Consider the following 21,883-nt stretch of genomic DNA (forward strand, 5'->3'; position numbering starts at 1 on the left):
CTCGTTCTGAAATCGATACTGCGCGAAGTTTGGAATGAGAGTTCATGCTCGACCCAACGCTTGCAAGCCGTCTTCAGTTCGCGCTGACGACCATCGTTCACATCGTGTTTCCGGTGGTGAGTATGGGGCTCGCACCGTTCCTCGTCTACTTCACGTGGAAGGAGGTTCGGACGGGTGAAGGGATCTACGAGCAGTTACGACGATTCTGGGTACGGATATTCGCGGTCAGTTTCGTCGTCGGAACCGTCACCGGACTCGTGTTGGAGTTCGAGTTCGGGACGAATTTCGCCTCGTTCGCCGCGACGACCGGGGAGTTGTTCGGCGGGCCGTTGGCCGTCGAGGGGATGATGGCGTTCTTCCTCGAAGCGACCTTCCTCGGGATTTTCGTCTTCGGTCGCGAGCGAGTTTCGGACAGGATGTATCTCGTTTCGGCCGTCCTGGTCGGGTTGGGTACGTGGCTGTCGGCGGTGTGGATTCTGGTGGCGAACTCGTGGATGCAGACGCCACGTGGATTCGACGTGGCGACGCGAAACGGCAACCCCGTCATCACCCTCGTGGACCCCGTCGCCGCCTACGCCAACCCGCGATTCCCGTGGATGTTCGTCCACATGCAGAACGCCGCCGTTCTCTCCGTCGCCCTGCTCATGGCGGGCATCGCGGCGTACTACATCCGCCGCGGCGGCCCCGAGATCGATGACCGGTTCTGGCGGGCGACGCTCAAAATCGCGCTCGTCGCGCTCCTCATCACCGCGCCGTTGCAGGTGGTCCACGGCGACGCGTACGCCCGCCACGTTTCCGTGACGCAACCGCAGAAGTTCGCCGCGATGGAGGCGGTCTGGGACACCGCCTCGTACGTTCCCGAATACATCGTCGCCTTTCCCACGTCGTTGAACGACGTTCTCAACCCGCGGGCGAAGGACATCTTCGGTATCGGGATTCCGGGCGGCGCGTCGTGGCTGGCCAGCGGCGGCGACGCACAGGCCCGAATCGCCGGACTGAACGAGTTCGAGGGGTCGCCGCCCGTGGCCGTCGTCTTCTGGTCGTTCCGGTTGATGGTCGCCATGGGCTTCTGGTTCATGCTCCTCGCGTTCTGGGCGGGGTACCGCTGGCGGGAGGGCGAACTGTTCGAGGACGACCTGCTACACAGGGCGTTCACGTGGTCGTCACTGCTCGGGTTCTTCGCCGTCGAAACCGGGTGGATTGTCACCGAAGTCGGCCGCCAACCGTGGGTCGTTCAAGGCGTGATGAAGACGAGCGCGGGCGTCTCGCCCGGCCTTTCGAGCACCGAGGCGACGCTCACGCTCCTCGGGTTCGTCGGGGTGTACGCCGCCCTGTTAGTCGTGTACGTCTACGTCGTTCGGCGAATCATCCGCGGCGGCGCGCCCGAAGTCGAGCGAACACGCCGCGACGCGCCGGAAAGCGAGGTGACTGCGAATGATTGATCTCGCAATCCTCTGGTTCGCGCTCGTGTTCGTCCTGCTCGGGACGTTTCTCTTCCTCGATGGGTTCGACTTCGGCGTCGGGATGCTCTTTGCGACCCGTGAGGAAGCGGAGGACCGCGATACGCTGCTCGCTGCCATCGGGCCGGTTTGGGACGGCAACGAGGTGTGGCTCGTCGTGTTCGGCGGTGCGCTGTTCGCCGTCTTCCCGGCGGCCTACGCGGGACTGTTCAGTCGCCACTACCTCCTCATGTTCGCCATCCTCGGGGCGCTCATCCTCCGCGGCATCGCGCCCGAGTTGTACGAACAGCGCTCGGACGAACGCTGGCAACGCTGGTGGGGCCGATCGTTCGTCGTCGGGAGCGCGTTGGCACCGTTCCTGCTCGGCATGTTCGCGGCCAACTGGGTGCTCGGTGCATCGACCATCGTGTCCGTCCCCTCGCTCGCGTTCGGTCTGACGCTCGTCGCGCTCACGCTCGCGGAGGGCGGAGCGTTCCTCGGCCTCAAAACGCGCGGACCGCTCCGCGACGAGATGACGCACTACGGCCGTCTGGCCGCCATGGCGTATCTCGTCCTCGTCGTCATCGTTATCGCCTACCTCGCGGCCACCCGTTCGGACCTCCACGGCGCGCTGTTGTCGCTGCTCTCGATCGCCAGCGTCGTCGTCTCCGTCGGACTGGTCGCCGCCCTCGTCCTCGCGGGCAGGGCGGAACGCTATCGCGCGGCGTTCGTGGCCGCCGCCGGGCTTCCGTACGCGCTCGCCGCGTTCGTCGGGAACCTGCTGTATCCCGCCATCGACCCCGCCGTCGGGCTGACGGTGCAGGAGGGCGTCGTTTCTGACCTACCGCTCACGATAATGACCGTGGCCGCCGCGTTCATCCTCCCCATCGTCGTGGTGTACTTCGTCGTCGTGTACTCCGTCTTCCGCGGCCCCGCGGACCCCTCGGAGACGTACTGAAGCTCCGCCGATTGAGGTGCCCTGTCTCGACGACAGGCACAGTTCTATGCTCAATTATCAGACACGAAAAACGGGTTTGAATCGGATGGGCTTCGGGGGAACCTATTTGAGAATGAGCTGATAGCTTCAGGTATGGACCTCGGATACGACGGAACGACGGCATACGTGATGGCGGCGAGTAGCGGATTGGGTCGGGCGGTGGCCACGGAACTCGTCCGAGAAGGTGCGACCGTCGTCATCTCCTCGCGGAACGAAACGAAGCTTCGAACGGCGGCCGAGGCGATTCGGGCGGAGACGGAGTGCGACGGGGACGCCATCGACTGGGTCGTCTGTGATTTGACCGACGAGGAGTCCGTTCGAAACGCGACCGAAACCGCCATCGACCGTTTGGGCGGCCTCGACGTGCTCGTGACGAATCACGGCGGCCCGTCTACCGACGCGTTCCCGGAGACATCTCTGTCGGCGTTCGACGAGGCGTATCACGGAGTTCTCCGGAGTACCATCCTGACGTGTCAAATCGCACTCCCCGCGCTCCGTGACGGCGGCGGGGCGATCACCAACCTCGTCGCGGCGTCGGCGCTCGAACCGTCCGCGAGCGGCGCGCTCGGGAACGTCTTCCGACCCAGTATCTACGGCCTCTCGAAGGTTCTCGCCGAGGAGTTCGGTGCCGACGATGTGCGCGTCAACTGCGTCTCCCCGCGCGGCGTCATGTCCGACCGCATCCGGTTCAAAATCTCGGAACTCGCCGAACGGGAGGGAATCAGCGAAGCGGCGGCGAGGGAGCGACGAACGGACGAACTGCCGGTTTCTGACCTCGGAACGCCGGAGACGTTCGGCCGCACGGTGGCGTACATCTCCTCACCTGCTGCGGCGTACATCACCGGAGCGACCCTTCCGGTCGACGGCGGGTGGCACCGACACGCCTTCTGAGTCGGTGTTCCGGAACTCGAACGCAGTTCGCTCAGTTGATCGGTGCCGGGATACTGTCGGTCCGAAACGTCGTCAGCAACACGTAGCCGATGGGGAGCATGAGCAGGCCGCCGAGGACGAACGGGAGCCAGTAGGCAACGGCAGCATAAAGCGCCCCCGCCGCGATCGGACCGACCGCTCGGGCGATGCTCCCGGCGCTTTGGGTCAGACCGAACGCGCCGCCCTGCGTGTCCCCCGTCGCGCTCTTCGAGACGAGCGTCGTGAGCGAGACGTTGGCAAAGCCGTTGCCGGCCGCGAGCGGTGTGAGGATGAACAGGAGGACGAGCAGGCCACAGGAGAGCGGACCGATGGTGGGAACGTGGTCGCCGAGCATCGGCGAGAACGGGAGGGAGGCGAGCGTCACGAATTCGAGGACGACGCCGACGTAGGCGAGGACGTAGCCGTTCATCGCCGGGCCGAAGCCGTACTTCTGCTCGGTGAACAGGACGAACATGCTTTCCATCGAGGAGAACGCCAACGAGAGGAGGAAAAACGAGGCGATGAGTCCCGCGAGCGCCCTGTTCGACCCGTTTTCGGTCATCAGAGCCTCCCGGCGACGACGAGCAGGGCGAGCGCGACGACCGCCGCAGCGTAAAACAGCGTCGTCGCGGATTTCGCGGCCCGTGAAGGCCCCCTATCGAGGTTTCTCTTCACTCGACTGCTTCCCACGTGGCTCAACCCTGTGAGGACGAACCAGAGGGCGACCATCGTCAGGACGAGGTGGCCGCGTGAACCACGCATGAGGGTTTCGGTGGTGTAGAGGGTACTCGCCATGAGTCCGCCGCTGATCAACAGCACGAGCGAGGAAAGCGAAGTGAAGCGCGAGAACTGCCGAGTCATCCATCGGAGTCCGTCCGCACCGAGTTTTCCCTCTCGCGCTGCCGGAATCACGAGCGCGGCCATGAACACCGTCCAACCTGCCCACACGCCCGCGAACAGCGTGTGAACGATTCGCATCGTCACGTCGAGAACCGTCATTTGGCGGAGGTTGTTTCGACCCTCCAAATAGCTTCGGATGGAATCGGACGCTGTATAATCCGGTTCCGATTATGAAACCAGACGTAGACAGAGGGCGGGGGATGCTTTCGCCCGCCGACAGGGCCTACCTCCTCGGCGAGACCGAGATGGAACACGAACAGTCGAAGCGCAACGCCGAGGCGCGAATCAGGACGCGAATCACGGACACGGTGCTGGATTTCATGGTCCTCGTCCATCACCTCAAAAGGAAGGACAGACGGCAGGTGTTCGACACGGACGACGAGCGGTTCACGGACGGTCTGACGGCAATGCTCTCGTTCGCCTACATCGGCATGCGCGAGAACGGGACCGATTTCGAACACGTGCTCGAACCCGCCGTTCGGAAGGCCGAGGAGGTCCACGCCGCCGACACGCTCGGCCGAGCGGTGTCCGTGGACGTCCGGTTCGACGTGGAAACCGAAGTCGAAACCGCCGTGGACGACGTGGCGGCAGCCATCGATGCCGGGAAACCCGTCACGCCCGCGGAGTTGTTCTCCGTCATGGTCGGCAGCGACGCGCTGGAGCAGGTGAGCGAAGTCACTCCAACTGAGCGACGGCGGTGACGGCGACGGGTTGTTGAAAGAGGACGAGTTCGTCGCGCACGTCGCCGAGTATCTGGACGCCGATTTACGCTGGCTTCCGTACGATCGGGTGAAAATCGTCGTCGAAGCGTGATCGCTTTCGGTGGAACCGAAGGACGAAGACGGCGTGTAAAACAGGGACCACGCGGACCGTATAGTTGCGGAGTGGCGTCGGTTAGACCGGTTGTTCGGGCTGTTCCGGCTGTTCCATCCGGTCGTATTTGTCCTCGAACTCCTGAATCAACTGCCCCATCTTGGCGTACCACTCGTTCAGCATGCGCTGCATGTCGTGGGACACCTCGTTGGGGTCGGTGGGTTTGTAGACGTGGTAGTAGCCACCCTGTTCGTAGTTGACCTGTTCTTTCTGGATGAACCCCGACTGGAGGAGTCGCTGGATGGACCGGTAGGCCGTCGAGCGTTCCCGGTCGATGCGTTCCGCGATGTCGTCGATGGTCAGAGGGTTGTCGCTCTCGATCACGACTCGATAACACCGCTTGTCGAGTTCCTTGAGTCCGTGAATACACTCCAGCAGTCCCTCACACTCCATGTCCTGCTGCAGGTACTCGGCCATCGAGTTCGCCATTATCGAGTCGAGAGTAGGGAGTTGGCACGTATAAGGATTTTGCATAGTTCGTACAAAACTACTGCGACGGGCGGATAACGACGAATTCCGCCGCCCGTCGAAGGTTTCGTCCGCCACCGCCTATCTCGCCCGTCGTCTATCTGGATACCGCTCCGGCGGTCATTCGACCGTCGTCACCGAGGACGATTCGCGTTTTCGGAGGTTGACCAGCGCGCTGTAGACGACCGCCGCGGCGACGAGCAGCGCGGACCCGAAGATGAGTACCAGACTGACCGTGTCGAGGAGGTGGATGCCGAACGCGTCCCCGACTCGATTGCTCGCGACGGCGACGCTGCCCGCGAGAAGCATTGCCGCGAAATACCCCTTGATGTCGTCCTCGTCGGTCAGGTTCGTCGCCGCCGCGCCGATACGCGCTCCGAGCGCGCTGCCGGCCAAGAGCGGCGCGACGACGGCGAGTTCGACCGCCCCGTTCTGTGCGTAGGAGAACGCGCCGAACCCGCCCGAGATGGTTATCTGAAGCACGTCGGTTCCGACCGCGACGACGGCGGGAACGCCGAGGACGTACACCATCGCGGGCATCAGGAGGAAGCCACCGCCGACCCCGAGGAACCCGGACAGGATTCCGACGAACAGCGCGATACCGAGGGTGAGCCATATCGAAACCTCGACGCCTCCGCTGATGGAAACCATCGGCGGAATCCGGAGCGCGTCGAAGCGGTTCGGGAGCGACGACTCGCCGCCACCGCCGCGCGCGTCGCGGAGCGTGAAGAGACCGACCGTTGCCAACAGGAGGACGTAGGCGGTTCCGACGACCACGTCGGCGATTCCGGTCGCTTCGAGCCACAAGACGACTTGCTCCCCGACCTTGATGCCCGCCGTCATGCCGACGATGAACAACAGCGCGAGTTTGTAATCGACCTGTCCGAGGTCGCGGTGTCGGAGCGCGGCGATGACCGACGTCCCGAACACGAACGCGAGTCCGCTTCCGACGGCGACTTTCGCCGAGTATCCGAACACCAGCAGCGCGGGTGTGACGAGGAAGGATCCGCCCATACCGAAGAACCCGAACAGGACGCCGATGATCAACCCGAACCCGACGAAGAGGGCGATAAGCAACGGTTCCACGACTACTCACCCGTGAGCACGTCGAGCACGCTCGAACCGACCGATTGGACCACGACGCCGTATCCGGCGTAGAGAACGACCGCCTCCCCGAGGACTGCACCGACGGTCGCGGCCGCCTGTACGCCGCTCAGCGCTTCTATTCCGACCATGCTCATCGGCCCCGTCTCCGCACCGACCGCGGTTGTGTATGTCTCATACTTTTCTACTCGGTACAGCCTATCCGCTCAGGGCCCTTAATAGTTTTGTGAATATTGTACAAGACAATTCGGGAAAACCGAAACCGGACCTCATCGTTCGTTTCGCGATCTGAACGGCATGATCGGTTTTGAGGGCCGTTTACAACCGGGGGTTTCCTCACTTCAATCCGCTTAGTGGACGGGGATCTCGACGATATCGGCGAGAATATTTCAATAGAAATGCAATATTATCGGACTTAACGACGCCGTAGTCACGGTTTTAAACGACGTCGTAGTCACGGTTGGAACGGGGAACGCGCGAAAGGCGTGGGATGATGGGTGTCGAGAGCGTGACGCGGCCGTCAGTCCGTCCCCGTCGACGCGGTCGGTTGGCCCGTCCCGTATTTTCGCCAGAGACCCTGTGCGTACGCACCGGCGAACATGCCGCCGATGGCGAACAGGATGGGGAAATTTCCGATTCCGAGACTGGCGTACGCCGCGCCGGGGCAGATGCCGGACAGGCCCCATCCGACGCCGAAGACGGCACCCCCGACGAGAACGTTCCGGTCGAGCGATTTGAGTCGGCGGGCGTACGCCTTCCCGGTCAGCGGGGCTCGCCGCGACCACCGAGTCGCGACGGCGAACGTCGTTCCGGTGACGACGGCCGCACCGCCCATGACGAACAACAGGCCGAAGTCCTCGAACTGCAGGAAATGGAGGACAACTTCCGGTTGTGCCATGTGGCTGAACCCGAGTCCGAAGCCGAACAGCAGGCCACCCGCGACGATGAGGAGGTTGAAGAGGAGGCCCCCCCGTTTCGGCGTTCGGCTCATGGTGCCACCTGTAGGGCCTGCATCAGTTGTGCGACGCCGATGGCGATCGTCATGAACGTCGCCACGTTGACGACGGAGGTGAACGACGCCGACCCGACGCCGCAGACGCCGTGGCCCGACGTACACCCCTTCCCGATTCGCGTGCCGACGCCGACGAGGAAGCCGCCGCCGAGGAGTCGCCACCACTGCACGTCGGTGGTCCAGACGTCGCCGTGGAACGCGAGTTGATAGACGGCCGCGCCGCCGACCATTCCCAGCGTGAACAGCACACGCCAGTCCCGCGAGGCGACGTACTTCGGCTTCTGGAATCGTGGCACGTCCGAGACGTACGAAAGTGTCGACTCCAAGAACGTGCTCGCCCCGGCGATGATTCCGGTACCGAGGTAGATGACGGCGACCCCGAGACCGATGAAGACGCCGCCGATGGCGTACCGCTCGATTCCGTTCGGAAACAGGTTCGTAAACGCGAATGCTGGCAGTGGATCCATGAGTTCTCTCCCGCCGCGTCAGTCGCTCGTGAGCGAATCCTGACTCGCGGCGCAGTTGTTCGGCCCGAGTTCGAGTTCGAACGCTTCTTCGTCGTCTGTGTGCCGTTGCCCCAAGTTCGTTGCGATGATGTCCTCGTAGTTCGACGGCCGCGGCGGCATATCCGAGAGGACGAACTCGACGAACTCCCCGCGGTCCATCGAGAGGACCGCCATCGAGTCCCGCAGTTCGCCGACGGTCGACGTGTAGGTACCGTCCTCGGCGGCCGTCGCCGAGTCGCCGAAGTGTGCAGGCGCGACCACGGTATCGTCCGGGAGCGAGAGGACGCGGTCCTGCAACGTGTCGTAGAGGGTCCCCGCGGCCTCTGGCGCGCCGTCGTCGCCCTCTTCGAGGTCCGGGCGGGCGACGCTCTCGGTAAAGAGGCCGTCTCCCGTGAAGAGGACGCCGCCGACGCGATACGAGGTCATCTCGGTCGTGTGTCCGGGCGTGTGGAGGACTTCGATTTCCGTCTCGCCGAGTTCGAGGGTTTCGCCGTCCTCGACCGTTCGGTAGGAATCGTCGTACTCGATGCCGCGTGCCTCGGCAGGTGCGGGGACGACGGCTTCGACATTGCTCACGTCCGCGACCGCTCGGAGGCCGCTCACGTGGTCCGCGTGGACGTGCGTGTCGATGGCGTACCGGAGGTCGGCGTCGCGCTCCGACGCGTCCGCGGCGTACTCGTCGGCGAAGGCGCGAAGCGGGTCGATGACGGCGGCTTCGTCGTCGGAAACGACGAGGTAGGAGAGACACCCGCTGGAGGGTCGCTGGTACTGTACGACCGTCGTGTCGGTGTTCGCGCTTTCGATTTCCTTCCGTTCGAGGACGCGCGCCCATCCCTTCATCCCGTCTTCGAGGTGGTTCACGTCGTAGTCCCGTTCGGCGAACAGTCCGGCGATGTATTCGCTCGACCCGCCCTTGGCACAGAGGACCGTTACCTCCTCGTCAGTGGGGACCGGTTCGAACAGTTCGTCGTCCGGGTCGTCGGCGAGATATTCGAAGTAGGGGACGTTTATCGTCTCGACGTTCTCGCCGTCGATGTGCCACTTCTCGTACTCGTCCGTCGCTCGAACGTCGAGGATCGTGACCTCGTTCCCGGCGTCGATTCGCCCGTACAGTTCGTCGGGCGTCACCGATTCCACTTCGGCGTCCGGCGATGGAAACGCTGATTCGCTCATGCTGTACCAGTCCTTATCTGCTACAGCTACAAAAGAGTTCGTATAGTAGTTCACAAAGTATGCAATACAGGTTCGAGGAGAATCGTTAAACAGCGCGCACGAGCGTTCAATAAGAGGTTTCACTAGAATTGCTCGTGAGTGCTGTCCACAATAATCAACACACTTTTAACGATGTGTCCGATATTGTTCGATACGTCCAATACAGGAGGTCGGACAATGAGTACAAAATTCGATATCACGGAGACGCTCGACGTAACAGGATTGAACTGCCCGATGCCGGTCGTCAAGACGAAGCAGGCGACGGACTCCCTCGCCGAGGGCGACGTGCTCGAAGTCGTCGCCACCGACTCGGGGAGCATGAGCGACCTGAAGGGGTGGGCCGACACGACCGACGGCGTGGAACTCCTCGACCAAGCGGAGGACGAGGAGGGCGGCGAATCGGTTTACAAACACTACGTTCGAAAGACGGAGTGACCATGAGTACGGACACGCCGAACGCCGGTGAGGGTACGAACGCGTCGGATGGCGATTCGGACCGCGAACTCGCGGACCGCATCGAGGAGTTGGAGGCGGAACTCGCCGACCTGAAGGAGGAGGTCGACGGCCCCAAGAAGATGACCATCATCGCCACGAAGGGGACGCTCGACATGGCGTACCCGCCGCTCATCCTCGCCAGCACCGCGGCCGCCTTCGGGTGGGACGTCGTGGTCTTCCACACGTTCTGGGGCCTCGACATCCTCCACGAGGAGAAGTCGAAGAACCTCAAACTAAGCGCGGTGGGTAACCCGAGCATGCCGATGCCGAACGCGATGGCCGCGCTCCCCGGCATGGACTCCATGGCGACGAGGATGATGAACCGCAAAATCGAGGAGAACGGGACGGCCACCATCGAGGAACTCATCGACGTGTCGTTGGACACGGGCGTCGAACTGCAGGCCTGCCAGATGACGATGGACCTGATGGATTACGACGAGGCCGAGTTCTACGACGGCGTCGTCTCCGGCGTCGGAGCCGCGACCGCGCTCGAACACATGGCCGAGTCGGACGTGCAACTGCTCGTCTGAGCGGCGTCCGAGCGGCGTCGGTTCAGAAATCGTAGGCCCGTATCCGAACGTTCTCGCCGAACTTTTCTCGCAATTCGGCTTTTCCCGCATCGACACGCGCTCTATCGCCCGTCTGGCTGTTTCTCCGACGGTGGTACACGAACAACGGTTCCGGAACGTGATACCCGATTAAACCGGCGTCGAGATATCGAAACAGGAGGTCGTACTCCGCGAAGATCATATCGGGGTCGTACGAACCGAACTCCCGAAGTCGTTCGGTCCGGTGCATCGTGCCGACCTTGACCGTCTTCGTGATGTCGCTTCCAGTCTCCACGAGTTTCCGCTCCCCGTCGGGAAATCGCTCGTAGTAGTCGGTGTACACGAAATCGACGTCCTCCCGCGTCGAGAGGGCGTCGAGGGACCGCTCGACCAGCGACGGGAGAAACTCGTCGTCCGAGTCGAGAACGACCACGTACTCGCCGCGTGCGCGCTCGATTCCCCGGTTACAGGCGACCGTTCCGTCGCCGCTGTTCTCCTCGCTCTCGACGAGGCGCAGGTATGGTGCCTCGAACGAGTCGACTATTGCCGCCGTCCCGTCGGTCGAACCGTCGTCCACGACGATGTGTTCTATCCGTTCGGTCCCGACCGTCTGCCGTCGAACGCTTTCCAGCGTGCGCTCTACGTACTCCGCCGAGTTGTACGCCGCGGTGACTATCGAAACTGCTGGTCGGGTCATTTGGAGGTCTCCGACCGACGGTTCTCGCTCCGTCGATGTAATTCCCGTCCCGGTGACGTGTGTTTTCGACCGTCACGCGAACGCGCACCCGCCTCCGAATCGACTGGATGCTATTCGTTCACACGCATACGCAAGGTTTTTTGCGAAGATACTCGTTTCAGCGAACAAGGTCGAACCATGACCACCTCTCTCCTCCACTGACCGGATATCCCGGGTCAGTTCGCCGTTTGCCCGTTCGTTACGCCGGCCGGCGTAACAAACGTCAGTGACCCGTTCCCGGTCGAAATTCGAACTCGGAAGCGCAGAGCGGCATCTTCGCCGAAGCACAGCAAGAGAATTTACGCATGCAATCAGGTTCAGCAATCATCGCGAAACGAGCGGACGACGGTCTTCCGAAAACGGATGAGATCAGCGCGCTCGCCGACGCGGCGGGTTTCGAGGTTATCGGGACGATAACCCAATCACGGACGGAGGATACCAACTATCAGTTCGGTCGCGGAACGGCCGAGGAACTGGCGAAACGCATCGCGAATTCGGACGCCGATTCCGTCATCTTCGACAACCCGCTTTCGCCGCAACAGACGTTCGAAATCGGGGAATTGTGCCCCGACGGGACGCGAATTATCGACAGATACCGTCTCGTCCTCGAAATCTTCGCGGAGCAGGCAGGAACGAAGGAAGCACAGTTACAGGTCAAACTCGCGGAGTTACGGTACGAACTGCCGCGCGTACAGGCCGAAATCAGGTTGGAGAAGGAAGTCGCGAACGAGCGGCGGTCGCGGAACGGTCTCGGCGAGAAGGAGGACCGACGCATCACGGACATCAGGGACCGCATCGAAACTATCGAAACGAAGCTGGACAACCTCTCGGATATCGACGGACAGCGGCGCGAAAAGCGCCGCGAGGAGGGGTTTTCCTTCGTTGCCCTTGCGGGTTATACGAACGCCGGGAAGTCCACGCTCCTGCGCAGACTGGCCGACGAGATGGAGATCTCCCCGGAACGCCACGAGGACCTCCACGAGAGCGCGGGCGTCGAGGACAGGTTGTTCAAGACGCTCGAAACGACGACGAGACGGGCCGAGGTTCACGGGCGACGAACGCTCGTCACCGACACGGTCGGATTCATTCGGGACCTGCCCCACTGGCTGGTCGAATCGTTCGAAACGACGCTGACAGAGACGTACGAGGCGGACCTCGTCTGTCTCGTCGCCGACGTGAGCGACCCGGTTGGGGAACTGCGCGAAAAACTGCGAACCTCACACGACCTCCTCGACGACGAAGTCGAGAGGGTCGTGACGGTACTGAACAAGGCGGACGGGATTTCGTCCACGGAAATCGACGATCGACTCGCGGGCGTGGCCGATTTCGCGCCGAATCCCGTGGTGGTCAGCGCCATCGAGAACAACGGACTCGATACTCTCGAAAAGCGAATCGCCGACGAACTCCCGCCGTTGGACGAAGAGCGGATACGACTTCCCAACACCAGCGACGGTATGGCACTGCTCTCGTGGCTCCACGACCACGCTCGCGTCGAGGATGTGCGCTACCCGTCGGGAGAGCGCGTCGTCGTGGAGTTCGCCGCCGTCCCGTCCGTGGCGAAACGAGCGACTGCGAAGGCCGACGCGATGGTAAGCGGAGGGTAACGGCCGAATACTGATACGCCTCCATCCCGAACGTCCTTCGACGCCCATCGGGGAAATCGGGGGAGTGGAAATCGTGAGTAGCGAAACACAGGAAACACAGCCACCGGAGGAGGGGGACAGTTCGATGCAGGACAAATTGGTCGACCCGCCCGGACGAGCGCGGGCGAAAGAGGAGCTACCGGGGCGGTTCGATTCGAAGCTTCGGGAGTCGCTCGGCACGTCGCCGTTCATCCTCACGAAGTTCGATGCGTTCATGAACTGGGTGCGGTCGTCGTCGATGTTCATGTTGCAGTTCGGCATTGCCTGCTGTAGCATCGAGATGATGCACACCTACGCCGTGAAACACGACTTGGACCGCTTCGGAGCGGGGGTGCCGCGCGCGTCGCCGCGACAGGCCGACGTCATCATCGTGCCGGGGACCATCGTCTCGAAGTTCGCGCCGCGGATGAAGCGCGTCTACGACCAGATGCCCGAACCCAAGTTCGTCGTCAGCATGGGGTCGTGTACCTGCTCGGGCGGGCCGTTTCAGGAGGGCTACAACGTCATCAAGGGTGCCGAGGAGGTCATCCCGGTGGACATCCACGTTCCGGGCTGTCCGCCGCGCCCCGAGGCGCTCATCTACGGCATCGCCCACCTGCAAGAGCGGGTCGCCCACGGCGAGGCGAGCCCCGTCGTCGTCAAACCGTACGAACTGGAGCGATTCGGGGACTTGGAACCCGACGAGTTGGTTCAGTCGCTTGCCGACGAAATCGACGAGGACACCCTCGTCATGCGCTACAACTGGGTGGATTCGCCGTGAGTTCCCAACGCGAAGAACGCCTCCCGGCAGTGCGGGAACTGGAGGCGGAGGAACTGGCCGAACTCCTCGGGGACCACGTCATCGGCCGCGACGACCACATGAACGCGCCGGGGTTCGTGATTCGTCCGGACGAAGTGCAGTCCGCGCTGACGACCCTCAAAGAGGAGGCCGGGTTCGACCACCTCTCGTGTCTGTCGGCCCAGCAGTACGAGGACCGCTACGAGAGCATCTATCACCTGAAGAAGTACGCCGACCCGACCCAAGAGGTGAGCATCGTCGTTCCGACGCCGACGGACGATCCCGTTAGCCAGACAGCGGAACCCGTCTACCGAACCGCGGAGTGGCACGAACGGGAGGCCTACGACCTCGTGGGAATCGAGTACGAGGGCAATCCCGACTTGCGACGGATTCTCCTCCCGGAGGCGTGGAAGGGTCATCCGCTCTCGTTGGAGTACGACCAGAACCGACCGCAAATCGTCACGCTGGAGGAGCACAAGAACCCGATAACGCAGGACGAGTACGCGGACAACGCCGACACGATGTTTCTCAACGTCGGGCCGCACCACCCGGCGACCCACGGCGTCCTGCACATCGAAACCGTCCTCGACGGCGAACAGGTGTTGGACGCGCGTCCCGACATCGGCTACCTCCATCGCTGTGAGGAACAGATGGCCCAGAACGGAAAGTATCGTCACGAAATCATGCCGTACCCCGACCGCTGGGATTACACGGCGAACATGACCAACGAGTGGGCCTACGCGCGGGCCGCGGAGGACTTGGCGGACATCGACGTGCCCGAATACGCCCAGATACTTCGCACGCTCGGCGTCGAACTCTCGCGCATGGCCGGGCACTTCCTCGCGGTGGGAACCTTCGCACTGGACGTGTACGGCGACTTCACCGCCATCTTCCAGTACGCCTTCCGCGACCGCGAAATCGTTCAAAACGTACTGGAGGACCTCACCGGCCAGCGCATGATGTTCAACTACTTCCGCCTCGGCGGGGTCATCTGGGACGTTCCGGAACCGCGGCGGGAATTCTTCGACAAGACGCTGGACTTCATCGACGGCCTCCCGTCGACGCTCCAGGAGTATCACGACCTCCTTACTGGCAACGAGATATTCCAACTGCGGTGTGTCGGGACCGGTATCCTCGAACCCGAGGTCGCCAAACAGTACGGCGTCACGGGGCCGGTCGCTCGTGGCTCCGGAATCGACTACGACCTGCGCCGCGACGACCCGTACGGCTACTACGACCAACTCGACTGGAACGTCGTCACCGAGGACGGCTGTGACAACTACGCCCGCGTCCTCGTCCGACTCCGGGAAGTCGAACAGTCCGCCAGAATCGTCGAGCAGTGCGTGGAACTGCTCGAAGAGTGGCCCGAGGAGGAGCGCGAACTCCAATCGAACGTCCCTCGGACGCTCAAACCGCCGATGGACGCGGAAACGTATCGCGCGGTGGAGGCCGCGAAGGGCGAACTCGGCGTCTACATTCGCTCGGACAACACGGACACTCCCGCGCGGTTCAAGATTCGAAGCCCGTGTTTCCACAACCTCTCCGCGCTACCGGAGATGGCGGCGGACGAGTTGATTCCGGACCTCATCGCCTCGCTCGGCAGCCTCGACATCGTGTTGGGAGAGGTGGACCGGTGATCGGACTGCTCAAATCGATGGCGACGACGATGAAGCACGCGCTGGACGGGTCGACGTTCACGGTCGAATACCCGGACGTCCCGCCCGAAGTAAGCCCGCGCTTCCGTGGGATTCACAAGTTCAGCCAAGAGCGCTGTATCTGGTGCCGTCAGTGCGAGAACGTCTGTCCGAACGACACCATCCAGATAGTGATGGACGACCAGCGCAACGGCGAGCAGTACAACCTCCACGTCGGCCAATGCATCTACTGCCGGCTCTGCGAGGAGGTCTGTCCGGTCGACGCCATTCTGCTCACCCAGAACTTCGAGTTCACGGGTGACACGAAGGACGACTTGGTGTACAACAAAGAACAGTTGAAGAACGTGCCGTGGTACAAGGACATCGACCCGCTCGAATCGCGTGAACCGGACCGGGGCGCGTGGATAGGAGAGGGTGAAGGGGAAGTCGATTATCAGTAAGTGAGTAAGTAACGGTCCGACACGCCGCCCGACCTCACACCGAAGCACTCTTTCTTTTCGCGCCCGTCGTGACGAATATGGGAAGTGTCAAACGCACCTTGACCCTGCTCGTCGCGCTCGTCGGCGTCGCCTTCGCCGTCCACTACGTCCTCTTCGGTTCGCTCCCGCTGGGCAAACCGCAGATGCTCGACGACGAAGAGGAAGTCGAACTCGACTTCGAGACGGCGACCGAATAACCCCGCTCGTTCGAATCGAGAATCGCGAATCGCGAACGACCGCTCTTTTATCGTTCCCGTCTGGGCTCGTACCACGTCAGCGGCATGTATCGTCCACGGACTCGTCCAGGGGTCGGAACCGACCCAACCGTCTCCCACCCGTCTGAGCGACGCCGAATCAGCGTTCCGCGGTGCGTCGCGGTCAGAACGTCGCCATCGACCGCACACCATCCGATTGCCACCTCGTCTAATGTCGGGAAGGAAATCCGTTCGAGCGATTCCCCACCGTGAGACGTGAACAGGGCGTGGTTTCCCTCCTCCCACGACGAGGAGGACGCAGGTGCGCCACCGGCGTAGAGCGTGCCGCCGTGGACGAACGAGCCGCGGAAATACCGCTGGTCGTGGTCGCCGTCCAATCGCGTCCACGTCCTGCCGACGTCGGTGGAGCGGTACAGACCGCTTCCCGTCGAAGCGACGATGGTTTCCCCGTCTTCGAGGGCGAGGTGGTGGATGTCGTCCGTATGCGGCGCGTCGCAGTCGATGCATCGCGTCTGCCAGTTCTCCCCGCCGTCGTCGCTCACGTACACCCCGCCGACCTCGACGCCCGCGACGAGTCGTGCCGGCGCGTCGGGATGCGTGCAGAGGCTGCGAACCTGTGCGAGATTGTCGTGGCGCTCCAGCCCCCAGTCGAACCGGTCGCGCAACGCCCGAAAGCCGATGACTTCCTCCCACGCTTCCGAATCGGACGGAACGCCAGAACCGAAGTCGGCGACGAACAGGCGAGCGGGCCGCGTACCAGCGTATAGCCGCTCGCCGGACGGGTCGACGGTAACGCTATACACCTCCTCGTCCGGAACGGAGAGGGCCGTCCACTCGTTCCCGTCGGGTGAGTGGTACAGCCCCGATTTCGCGGCCGCGAACAACCCGTCCACTCCATCGAACTGCTTTACTCGAAACACCTTCTCGGCGTCGAGTAGCGTTTCGGCCGTCGTTTCCCCTGACCCGCGGAGGCCCGAAATTCGATACACCCCGTCGTCGGTTCCTGCGATGAGCATGTGAACGAAGTCGGACAGGGGCGGCTTAAGTGCTATCTGAACTGCATTTTTGTAGAACAAGTATCATGTTCACGAGTTCATCGACCGAGCACCGGGGTACCGAACCCGGAGTGCGAAACGGGACGCCGCTCACTTCCGCGCCGAGTAGACGACGGTGGGCGGAACCTTCGCCATGCGCTCCGGAACGAAACTCCCGTACTCGGACTCGTACCGGTGGGGGTCCTCGTAACCCGGTTCCCGTATCGCTTCGACGGTGAACCCGGCGTCGGTCAGGAGCGCCACCGTCTCCCCGAGGCCGCGACTGTAAATCACCATCTCGGCGTCGAACTCCTCGCTGTAGTCGCGACGCGGTTCGTCCGAGAAGTAGCTCCGTTCGATGTCGCCCGTCTCCGGGTCGAGCGTCTTGTAGTACGGGTGGTCCACGCTGAAGACGAGTTTTCCGTCCTCTTTCAGCACCCGATACGCCTCCGCAAAGCAGGCGTCGAGGTCACGAACCCACTGGAAGGCGAAGGCGGAAAACGCGAGGTCGTACGTCGCGTCGGGAATCGTCGGCATCTCCGTCACGCTGCTTTCGACGAAGTCGATGTCTTGGTCGTGTTCGTCCGCGAGGGTTCGCGCGAATTCCAACTGCTCTTCGGAGATGTCTACGCCCGTCACGTCCGCGTCTCGCTTCGACACAGCGATTCCGAATTGTGCGCCGCCACAGCCGAGTTCAATCGCCTTTTTCCCGCCCAGTTCGCCGAGAAGGCCCAAGTCGTCGCCCTGTTTCGCGCCCGGTCCGAACGCGATGCCGACCGGAATATCGTCGTCGCCGTACTCCTCCTGAAAATAGCTCGCCCAACCGTTCCACCATGCTTTCGCCTCGCGTTCGGTCCCATTTTCGGGTTCGTTCATCGTACGAATCGTCGCTTCTCGGGGCGAATAAAGGTTATCTGCAGCCGATTTTTGTTCAGTCGTTTATATTTGCGCGACCACGCTTCGGTCGTCAAATCGAACACGGGTCGACGAAAAAAGCGAGAACGGGTTCGCCGTCAGCCCAACCGATATTTCACGCCGTTGTAAATCCGCCGTCGCTGGTACACCAGTTCGCCGATGAGCCACCCGATGAGGAGCAGGAGGGCGAAGATGAGGGCGATGAAGGCGTACTCGTTCATCCAGATGGGGCGGATGAACGGCGTCACTTGGTCCCAGCGTGCGCCGTAGTCGCGCATCGTGTCCTGTAGCGACGTGCCCGCGAAGGTGTTCGAGAGGAACACGGACATCCTGAGGTTCTTTCCGGTTCCGGGATCGAGGTTCGCGCTGCCGGTGATGGCGTACTTCCCCTGAGCGTTCTGGTCGGCGATGGTCGGCCCGTTGGATTCGTCGCCGGTGCCGATGCGCTCGGCGTCGTAGGGGAGCCACGGCGAGTAGAACTCCCACACGATTTCCCCCTCGGGAGTCACTTCGATGACGCGGTGGTCCGAGGAATCGACGACGAGGGTGTTGCCGTTCGGAAGACGGTCCGCGTCGCGCGGCCACGTCAGGGAGTCCGAAGACCCGAGTTCCCACGTACGGTCCCAACCGTCGCCGTTCCTCTCGTACTCGACGATGCGGTTGTTCTCGGAGTCGGCGACGAGGAAGGTCGGTGCGCCGGATTCGCTTTCGAGGTAGTCGGGGTTGTGCTGTTCGTGGAGGATATCGTAGTTGCCGTCCTCGCCGAGTTTCATCGTGACCTCGCCCGTGTTCCGGTCGACGACGATGACCTCGTCCATGTTTCGGGGGTCCAACGCGTACTTGCCGTCGCCGACCTTCTGGACGTTGTTGAGGTGCGACCAGTCGTCAGTGAAATCGCCGCCAGCGCCCTTTTCGTAGTGGTTGCGCAGACGCCACTGCCAGACGATTTCGTCCTTTTCGAGGTCGTAGACGTACACCCTGTCGTCGTTCTGTCCGGACGTCTCGTTGTAGTTCCGCATGTTGCCGACCAGCAACTGCGTCCCGTTGTTGATGAGATCGATGTCGTGGGTGTCATGGATGGGGAGGAAGCGTTTCCACACCTTCTCCTTCGTCTTCGGATTCATCTCGTAGACGACCGTTCCGCCGCGCTGCGTCGAGACGACGAGCAGGTTGCCGTTCGGAAGCGGGTCGACGTCGTAGAACCACGTCGCTCCCTCCTTCGTGCCGTTGTACACCCATTCGACGCCGCCGTTCGGACCGACGGCGACGAGGCGGGCGGGCTTTTTCTTGTTCCCTTGGCCTTGGAAGTGATACCCCTGAACGCTGATTATCGTCGTTCCGTTGGCCGGTTGCTCGATGGTTCCGGGTTTGAGGTTCGATGCTTCTCGGTCGTACGTAATCGCGGAGACCACGGAGGGGGTCAACAGGGCGACGACCAGCAGTAAGACGACGCCGCGCGTGAGCCATTGCCGCGGCGGCAGCCGTTCCGTCCAGTCCATAACATAGTCATGTCGAGGAACTGTTTGAGTATTTTGTGTTTCGTCTACCAATGTCGTACCCTGATTTTTTGTCGGCGGGAAACTGTAATTGGTGCGATAGCTTCGGACGGAGCTACGTTCGGCGACCCAACACGTCGAACTGATGAGCGATGTACGTCAGTTCCCCTTCCTCGACTTGCTCGTGGCGCGTCCGTAACCAGTCCGCGAACGCATCCGAATCGATGTCGGGGTTGTCGGCGAGCACGCCAGCCACGATGTCGAGAATGAAGCGGAGAAACCGCGCCTCCGCCACGGGATACGACCCGTCGGACGGATACACCAACCAATCGGAACTGCCCGCGGCGAGGAGGTCGAACTGTTCCCCGCGCATCGCCGACAGAAGCCGTCGACCGGCGTTCTCGGTCCCGCTACCGTTTCCCATATCGCGGTGATACACCCGTTCTACCCGCGCATCGAGCGGGTGTGGGGGATCGAACGTCGTCCCGCCGTCGAACGTTATCGGGAAGTAACAGAGGCCGCCCGGTTCGAGGATGGAACGGAACACCGGGAGCGCGGAATCGAGGTCGAACAGGTCGGCGATGGCGTGACCCACGAGCGCGTCCCATCGCTCGTCGGTTTCGGCCGCGAACGTCTCCGCGTCGGCGACTTCGAAGTCGACGGCCAATCGACGGTCGTCCGACGTAAGCCGCAGTTCGTCGCCGTGCGGTTCGAATCCGGAGGACAGCAACCGCTTGCGAGCGAACCGAACGTTTTCCGGGTCGATGTCGAGGGCGGTGTACCGAACGGTCGGGGGAAGACAGTTCCACGAGTGCAATCGCTCCACCATCGCCCCGATTCCGGCCCCGATTTCGAGGATTCGGGCCGACTCGGGGAGTTCGTCGCTGAATCGACCGAGAACCCGCCGGTTCAGCGCGCGGTCATCCACGGTTCGCTTCGCGTCGAGGTAGGTCTGGAAGTTCACGGGACTGCTCCTGTCGGGTCGGTTACGTCGTCGAGAAACCGGACAACCGTCGTCGTGGTCTCCTCCCACGATGGGTGGTTTTCGTACCGCTCGCGCGCCGAATCGCCCATCCTGCGACGCAGGTTTGGGTCGTCGCGCAGGGTCCGAACCGCGTCGGCGAGGGCGTCGGCGTCGTCCGGCGGACACAGCAGTCCGGTTTCGCCGTCGGAGACGATTTCGCTCGCGCCGCCCGCCGTCGTCGCTATCACCGGCAGGCCGAACGCCATGGCTTCGAGGTAGACCAACCCCAACCCCTCGTACAGCGACGGCCCGACGAGGACGTGACTTCGAGCGAGGTGGTCCGCCGCTTCCTCGTCCGAAAGCCGACCCGCGAACCGGACGGATTCACGGAGTCCGAGGTAATTCCGAAGGTGGTGTAGCCGCGCCGCGTATTCGGCGTCGGTCCGCGCGCCGACGACGGTCAGAGTCCAGTCGCCGGAGACGGTTGCGAGCGCGGAGAGCAGGACGTGAACCCCTTTTCGCTCGATGAGATTGCCGAGAAAGAGGAGTCGAAGCGGGCCATCGGTGTCGTCGCCGACCGAACGTGTCTCCGACGGTTTCGACGGTTTCGATGATTTCGACGAGTTCGACACCGCGGCTTCGAATCGATCGCCGGCGGGATACGCCACGGTCGTCGGACGGTCGCGAAGCCGTTTCACCGACCGTCGGGTGGTCTGGCTGTTGCAGACCGCGGCATCGACACCGTCGAAATACCGTCGTTCGACCGTTCGAAAACACGCATTCTTCCACGCCGCCCGCGGTTCGCTCGACCTGAGATGGTGAACCACCGCGACGACCGGAACGTCGAGCGCGCGGTTAGCCCGAAGCAGCGACGGATGACAGAGGTGGTCTTCCAGAACCGCGTCGAAGCCCGAAAGTCGCGATTCGAGGTCGGCGAGGTTGTGATACAGCGACTTCGCGTATCGGTCCCACGGGAGGCCGACGACGGAAACGTCGTGGCCGCGGCTTCGAAGCCCCTCGACCAGCTTTCTGTCGTAGCGAAAGCCCCCCGAGCGTTCGGACAGCGACCCGTAGACGACGAAGCCGAGTCGCATCACACCGTCCGCTCGAACGCGGCCCACGCGTCGTCGCCCTCGTGCATCCGAACCGTGAGTTCCGACACACCGGGCGCGTCGAGGGTGTCGAGCGTGCGGGCACAGAACTCCCGAGCGAAGCGCTCGACGCTGGGGTTGTCCCCTTCGAACTCCGGCAGATCGTTCAGGGTCTCGTCGCGGTATCGCGTGACCGTTTCGTCCAGCGACGCCCGAACGTCGTCGATGTCGACGAGGTAGCCGAACTCGTTCAGCGATTCGCCGCGGAGTCGGAGTTCGACTTCGTATCGGTGCGAGTGGAGATCCCCCTCCGCGCCGGGGTTCGGAACGGTCAGGAAGTGCTGTGCGACGAACGTCCGTGAAACGCATACTTCGTACATGGTAGCGATGGTGATTTTCGTGCGTGCCGAGCGA

Annotated in this window: 26 protein-coding genes; 11 read left to right on the forward strand and 15 right to left on the reverse strand. The window is 62.7% G+C overall.

The features are described 5' to 3' along the window. Positions 1 to 44 precede the first annotated feature (44 nt). The 3 genes from LJF34_RS19445 to LJF34_RS19455 all read left to right on the forward strand — a co-directional run bounded on the left by LJF34_RS19445 (position 45) and on the right by LJF34_RS19455 (position 3,327). The gene (locus tag LJF34_RS19445) at positions 45 to 1,442 is read left to right on the forward strand and encodes a cytochrome ubiquinol oxidase subunit I (protein ID WP_231186971.1); all 1,398 of its coding nucleotides are present in this window, start codon (positions 45 to 47) and stop codon (positions 1,440 to 1,442) included. Beyond that, complete coding sequence (locus LJF34_RS19450; RefSeq protein ID WP_231186972.1) at positions 1,435 to 2,397, forward strand: cytochrome d ubiquinol oxidase subunit II; 963 nt, start codon at positions 1,435 to 1,437, stop codon at positions 2,395 to 2,397. Before LJF34_RS19445 ends, LJF34_RS19450 begins: the two co-directional genes overlap by 8 nt. A gap of 132 nt (positions 2,398 to 2,529) precedes the next feature. Next, a complete protein-coding gene (locus LJF34_RS19455; protein ID WP_231186973.1) occupies positions 2,530 to 3,327 on the forward strand; it encodes an SDR family oxidoreductase in 798 nt (265 codons plus the stop codon). Positions 3,328 to 3,358: 31 nt separating this feature from the next. Here LJF34_RS19455 and LJF34_RS19460 read toward each other — a convergent pair whose 3' ends face one another. Together LJF34_RS19460 and LJF34_RS19465 are read right to left on the reverse strand one after the other, a co-directional pair. Further along, positions 3,359 to 3,907: a hypothetical protein gene (locus tag LJF34_RS19460; RefSeq protein ID WP_231186974.1), complete on the reverse strand. Its 549-nt coding sequence runs from the start codon at positions 3,905 to 3,907 to the stop codon at positions 3,359 to 3,361. Further along, positions 3,907 to 4,344 (reverse strand): CopD family protein, encoded by a 438-nt coding sequence (locus tag LJF34_RS19465; protein ID WP_231186975.1) that lies wholly within the window; start codon positions 4,342 to 4,344, stop codon positions 3,907 to 3,909. Before LJF34_RS19465 ends, LJF34_RS19460 begins: the two co-directional genes overlap by 1 nt. Before the next feature lie 71 nt (positions 4,345 to 4,415). Between LJF34_RS19465 and LJF34_RS19470 the strand changes: the two genes are divergently transcribed. Then, positions 4,416 to 4,946 carry a hypothetical protein gene (locus LJF34_RS19470; protein ID WP_231186976.1) on the forward strand — a complete coding sequence of 177 codons (531 nt, stop codon included), beginning with the start codon at positions 4,416 to 4,418 and terminating at the stop codon, positions 4,944 to 4,946. A 193-nt stretch (positions 4,947 to 5,139) separates the two neighbouring features. On the opposite strand, the gene LJF34_RS19475 is transcribed toward LJF34_RS19470, so the two are convergent. The 6 genes from LJF34_RS19475 to LJF34_RS19500 all read right to left on the reverse strand — a co-directional run bounded on the left by LJF34_RS19475 (position 5,140) and on the right by LJF34_RS19500 (position 9,381). Then, positions 5,140 to 5,547 carry a helix-turn-helix domain-containing protein gene (locus LJF34_RS19475; RefSeq protein ID WP_231186977.1) on the reverse strand — a complete coding sequence of 136 codons (408 nt, stop codon included), beginning with the start codon at positions 5,545 to 5,547 and terminating at the stop codon, positions 5,140 to 5,142. 159 nt (positions 5,548 to 5,706) lie between these two features. After that, on the reverse strand, positions 5,707 to 6,672 hold the full coding sequence (locus tag LJF34_RS19480) for a sulfite exporter TauE/SafE family protein (protein WP_231186978.1): 966 nt from the start codon (positions 6,670 to 6,672) through the stop codon (positions 5,707 to 5,709). A gap of 2 nt (positions 6,673 to 6,674) precedes the next feature. Next, entirely contained in the window at positions 6,675 to 6,821 is a 147-nt protein-coding gene (locus tag LJF34_RS19485) for a hypothetical protein (protein WP_231187263.1), read from the reverse strand. A 389-nt stretch (positions 6,822 to 7,210) separates the two neighbouring features. Further along, on the reverse strand, positions 7,211 to 7,681 hold the full coding sequence (locus tag LJF34_RS19490; protein ID WP_231186980.1) for a DUF6691 family protein: 471 nt from the start codon (positions 7,679 to 7,681) through the stop codon (positions 7,211 to 7,213). Next, the gene (locus tag LJF34_RS19495) at positions 7,678 to 8,169 is read right to left on the reverse strand and encodes a YeeE/YedE thiosulfate transporter family protein (RefSeq protein ID WP_231186982.1); all 492 of its coding nucleotides are present in this window, start codon (positions 8,167 to 8,169) and stop codon (positions 7,678 to 7,680) included. The genes LJF34_RS19490 and LJF34_RS19495 overlap by 4 nt, the downstream gene beginning before the upstream one ends. Positions 8,170 to 8,187: 18 nt before the next feature. Then, on the reverse strand, positions 8,188 to 9,381 hold the full coding sequence (locus tag LJF34_RS19500) for an MBL fold metallo-hydrolase (RefSeq protein ID WP_231186984.1): 1,194 nt from the start codon (positions 9,379 to 9,381) through the stop codon (positions 8,188 to 8,190). 216 nt (positions 9,382 to 9,597) lie between these two features. Here LJF34_RS19500 and LJF34_RS19505 point away from each other — a divergent pair, with 216 nt between their 5' ends. Next, a complete protein-coding gene (locus LJF34_RS19505; RefSeq protein ID WP_231186986.1) occupies positions 9,598 to 9,855 on the forward strand; it encodes a sulfurtransferase TusA family protein in 258 nt (85 codons plus the stop codon). Positions 9,856 to 9,857: 2 nt separating this feature from the next. Next, a complete protein-coding gene (locus LJF34_RS19510) occupies positions 9,858 to 10,445 on the forward strand; it encodes a DsrE/DsrF/DrsH-like family protein (RefSeq protein WP_231186988.1) in 588 nt (195 codons plus the stop codon). 22 nt (positions 10,446 to 10,467) lie between these two features. Here the strand turns inward: LJF34_RS19510 and LJF34_RS19515 are convergent, their stop codons facing one another. Continuing rightward, positions 10,468 to 11,160: a glycosyltransferase gene (locus LJF34_RS19515; RefSeq protein ID WP_231186990.1), complete on the reverse strand. Its 693-nt coding sequence runs from the start codon at positions 11,158 to 11,160 to the stop codon at positions 10,468 to 10,470. A gap of 344 nt (positions 11,161 to 11,504) precedes the next feature. On the opposite strand from LJF34_RS19515, the gene hflX reads away from it, so the two are divergent. From hflX to LJF34_RS19540, 5 genes are all read left to right on the forward strand, one after another. Next, positions 11,505 to 12,803 (forward strand): GTPase HflX, encoded by a 1,299-nt coding sequence (gene hflX / locus LJF34_RS19520; RefSeq protein ID WP_231186992.1) that lies wholly within the window; start codon positions 11,505 to 11,507, stop codon positions 12,801 to 12,803. A 124-nt stretch (positions 12,804 to 12,927) separates the two neighbouring features. Further along, on the forward strand, positions 12,928 to 13,602 hold the full coding sequence (locus tag LJF34_RS19525) for an NADH-quinone oxidoreductase subunit B (protein ID WP_231187256.1): 675 nt from the start codon (positions 12,928 to 12,930) through the stop codon (positions 13,600 to 13,602). Then, a complete protein-coding gene (locus tag LJF34_RS19530) occupies positions 13,599 to 15,257 on the forward strand; it encodes an NADH-quinone oxidoreductase subunit D (RefSeq protein WP_231186994.1) in 1,659 nt (552 codons plus the stop codon). The genes LJF34_RS19525 and LJF34_RS19530 overlap by 4 nt, the downstream gene beginning before the upstream one ends. Next, positions 15,254 to 15,715 (forward strand): NADH-quinone oxidoreductase subunit I, encoded by a 462-nt coding sequence (locus tag LJF34_RS19535; protein ID WP_231186996.1) that lies wholly within the window; start codon positions 15,254 to 15,256, stop codon positions 15,713 to 15,715. Before LJF34_RS19530 ends, LJF34_RS19535 begins: the two co-directional genes overlap by 4 nt. 77 nt (positions 15,716 to 15,792) lie before the next feature. Next, positions 15,793 to 15,951: a hypothetical protein gene (locus LJF34_RS19540; RefSeq protein ID WP_231186998.1), complete on the forward strand. Its 159-nt coding sequence runs from the start codon at positions 15,793 to 15,795 to the stop codon at positions 15,949 to 15,951. Positions 15,952 to 15,998: 47 nt separating this feature from the next. Here the strand turns inward: LJF34_RS19540 and LJF34_RS19545 are convergent, their stop codons facing one another. The 6 genes from LJF34_RS19545 to LJF34_RS19570 all read right to left on the reverse strand — a co-directional run bounded on the left by LJF34_RS19545 (position 15,999) and on the right by LJF34_RS19570 (position 21,849). Then, positions 15,999 to 16,985, reverse strand: a complete 987-nt coding sequence (locus tag LJF34_RS19545; protein ID WP_231186999.1) for a WD40 repeat domain-containing protein — start codon at positions 16,983 to 16,985, stop codon at positions 15,999 to 16,001. Positions 16,986 to 17,114: 129 nt separating this feature from the next. Further along, positions 17,115 to 17,879, reverse strand: coding sequence for a class I SAM-dependent methyltransferase (locus LJF34_RS19550; RefSeq protein WP_231187001.1), 765 nt, complete (start codon positions 17,877 to 17,879; stop codon positions 17,115 to 17,117). A gap of 137 nt (positions 17,880 to 18,016) precedes the next feature. Beyond that, positions 18,017 to 19,417: an aryl-sulfate sulfotransferase gene (locus LJF34_RS19555; RefSeq protein WP_231187003.1), complete on the reverse strand. Its 1,401-nt coding sequence runs from the start codon at positions 19,415 to 19,417 to the stop codon at positions 18,017 to 18,019. A 112-nt stretch (positions 19,418 to 19,529) separates the two neighbouring features. Then, positions 19,530 to 20,378 carry a class I SAM-dependent methyltransferase gene (locus LJF34_RS19560; RefSeq protein ID WP_231187005.1) on the reverse strand — a complete coding sequence of 283 codons (849 nt, stop codon included), beginning with the start codon at positions 20,376 to 20,378 and terminating at the stop codon, positions 19,530 to 19,532. Next, complete coding sequence (locus LJF34_RS19565) at positions 20,375 to 21,499, reverse strand: glycosyltransferase family 4 protein (RefSeq protein ID WP_231187006.1); 1,125 nt, start codon at positions 21,497 to 21,499, stop codon at positions 20,375 to 20,377. The genes LJF34_RS19560 and LJF34_RS19565 overlap by 4 nt, the downstream gene beginning before the upstream one ends. After that, positions 21,472 to 21,849: a 6-carboxytetrahydropterin synthase gene (locus tag LJF34_RS19570; RefSeq protein ID WP_231187008.1), complete on the reverse strand. Its 378-nt coding sequence runs from the start codon at positions 21,847 to 21,849 to the stop codon at positions 21,472 to 21,474. The genes LJF34_RS19565 and LJF34_RS19570 overlap by 28 nt, the downstream gene beginning before the upstream one ends. Positions 21,850 to 21,883: the final 34 nt, after the last annotated feature.

The organism is Haladaptatus sp. DYF46, assembly GCF_021083305.1.
GTDB lineage: Archaea > Halobacteriota > Halobacteria > Halobacteriales > Haladaptataceae > Haladaptatus.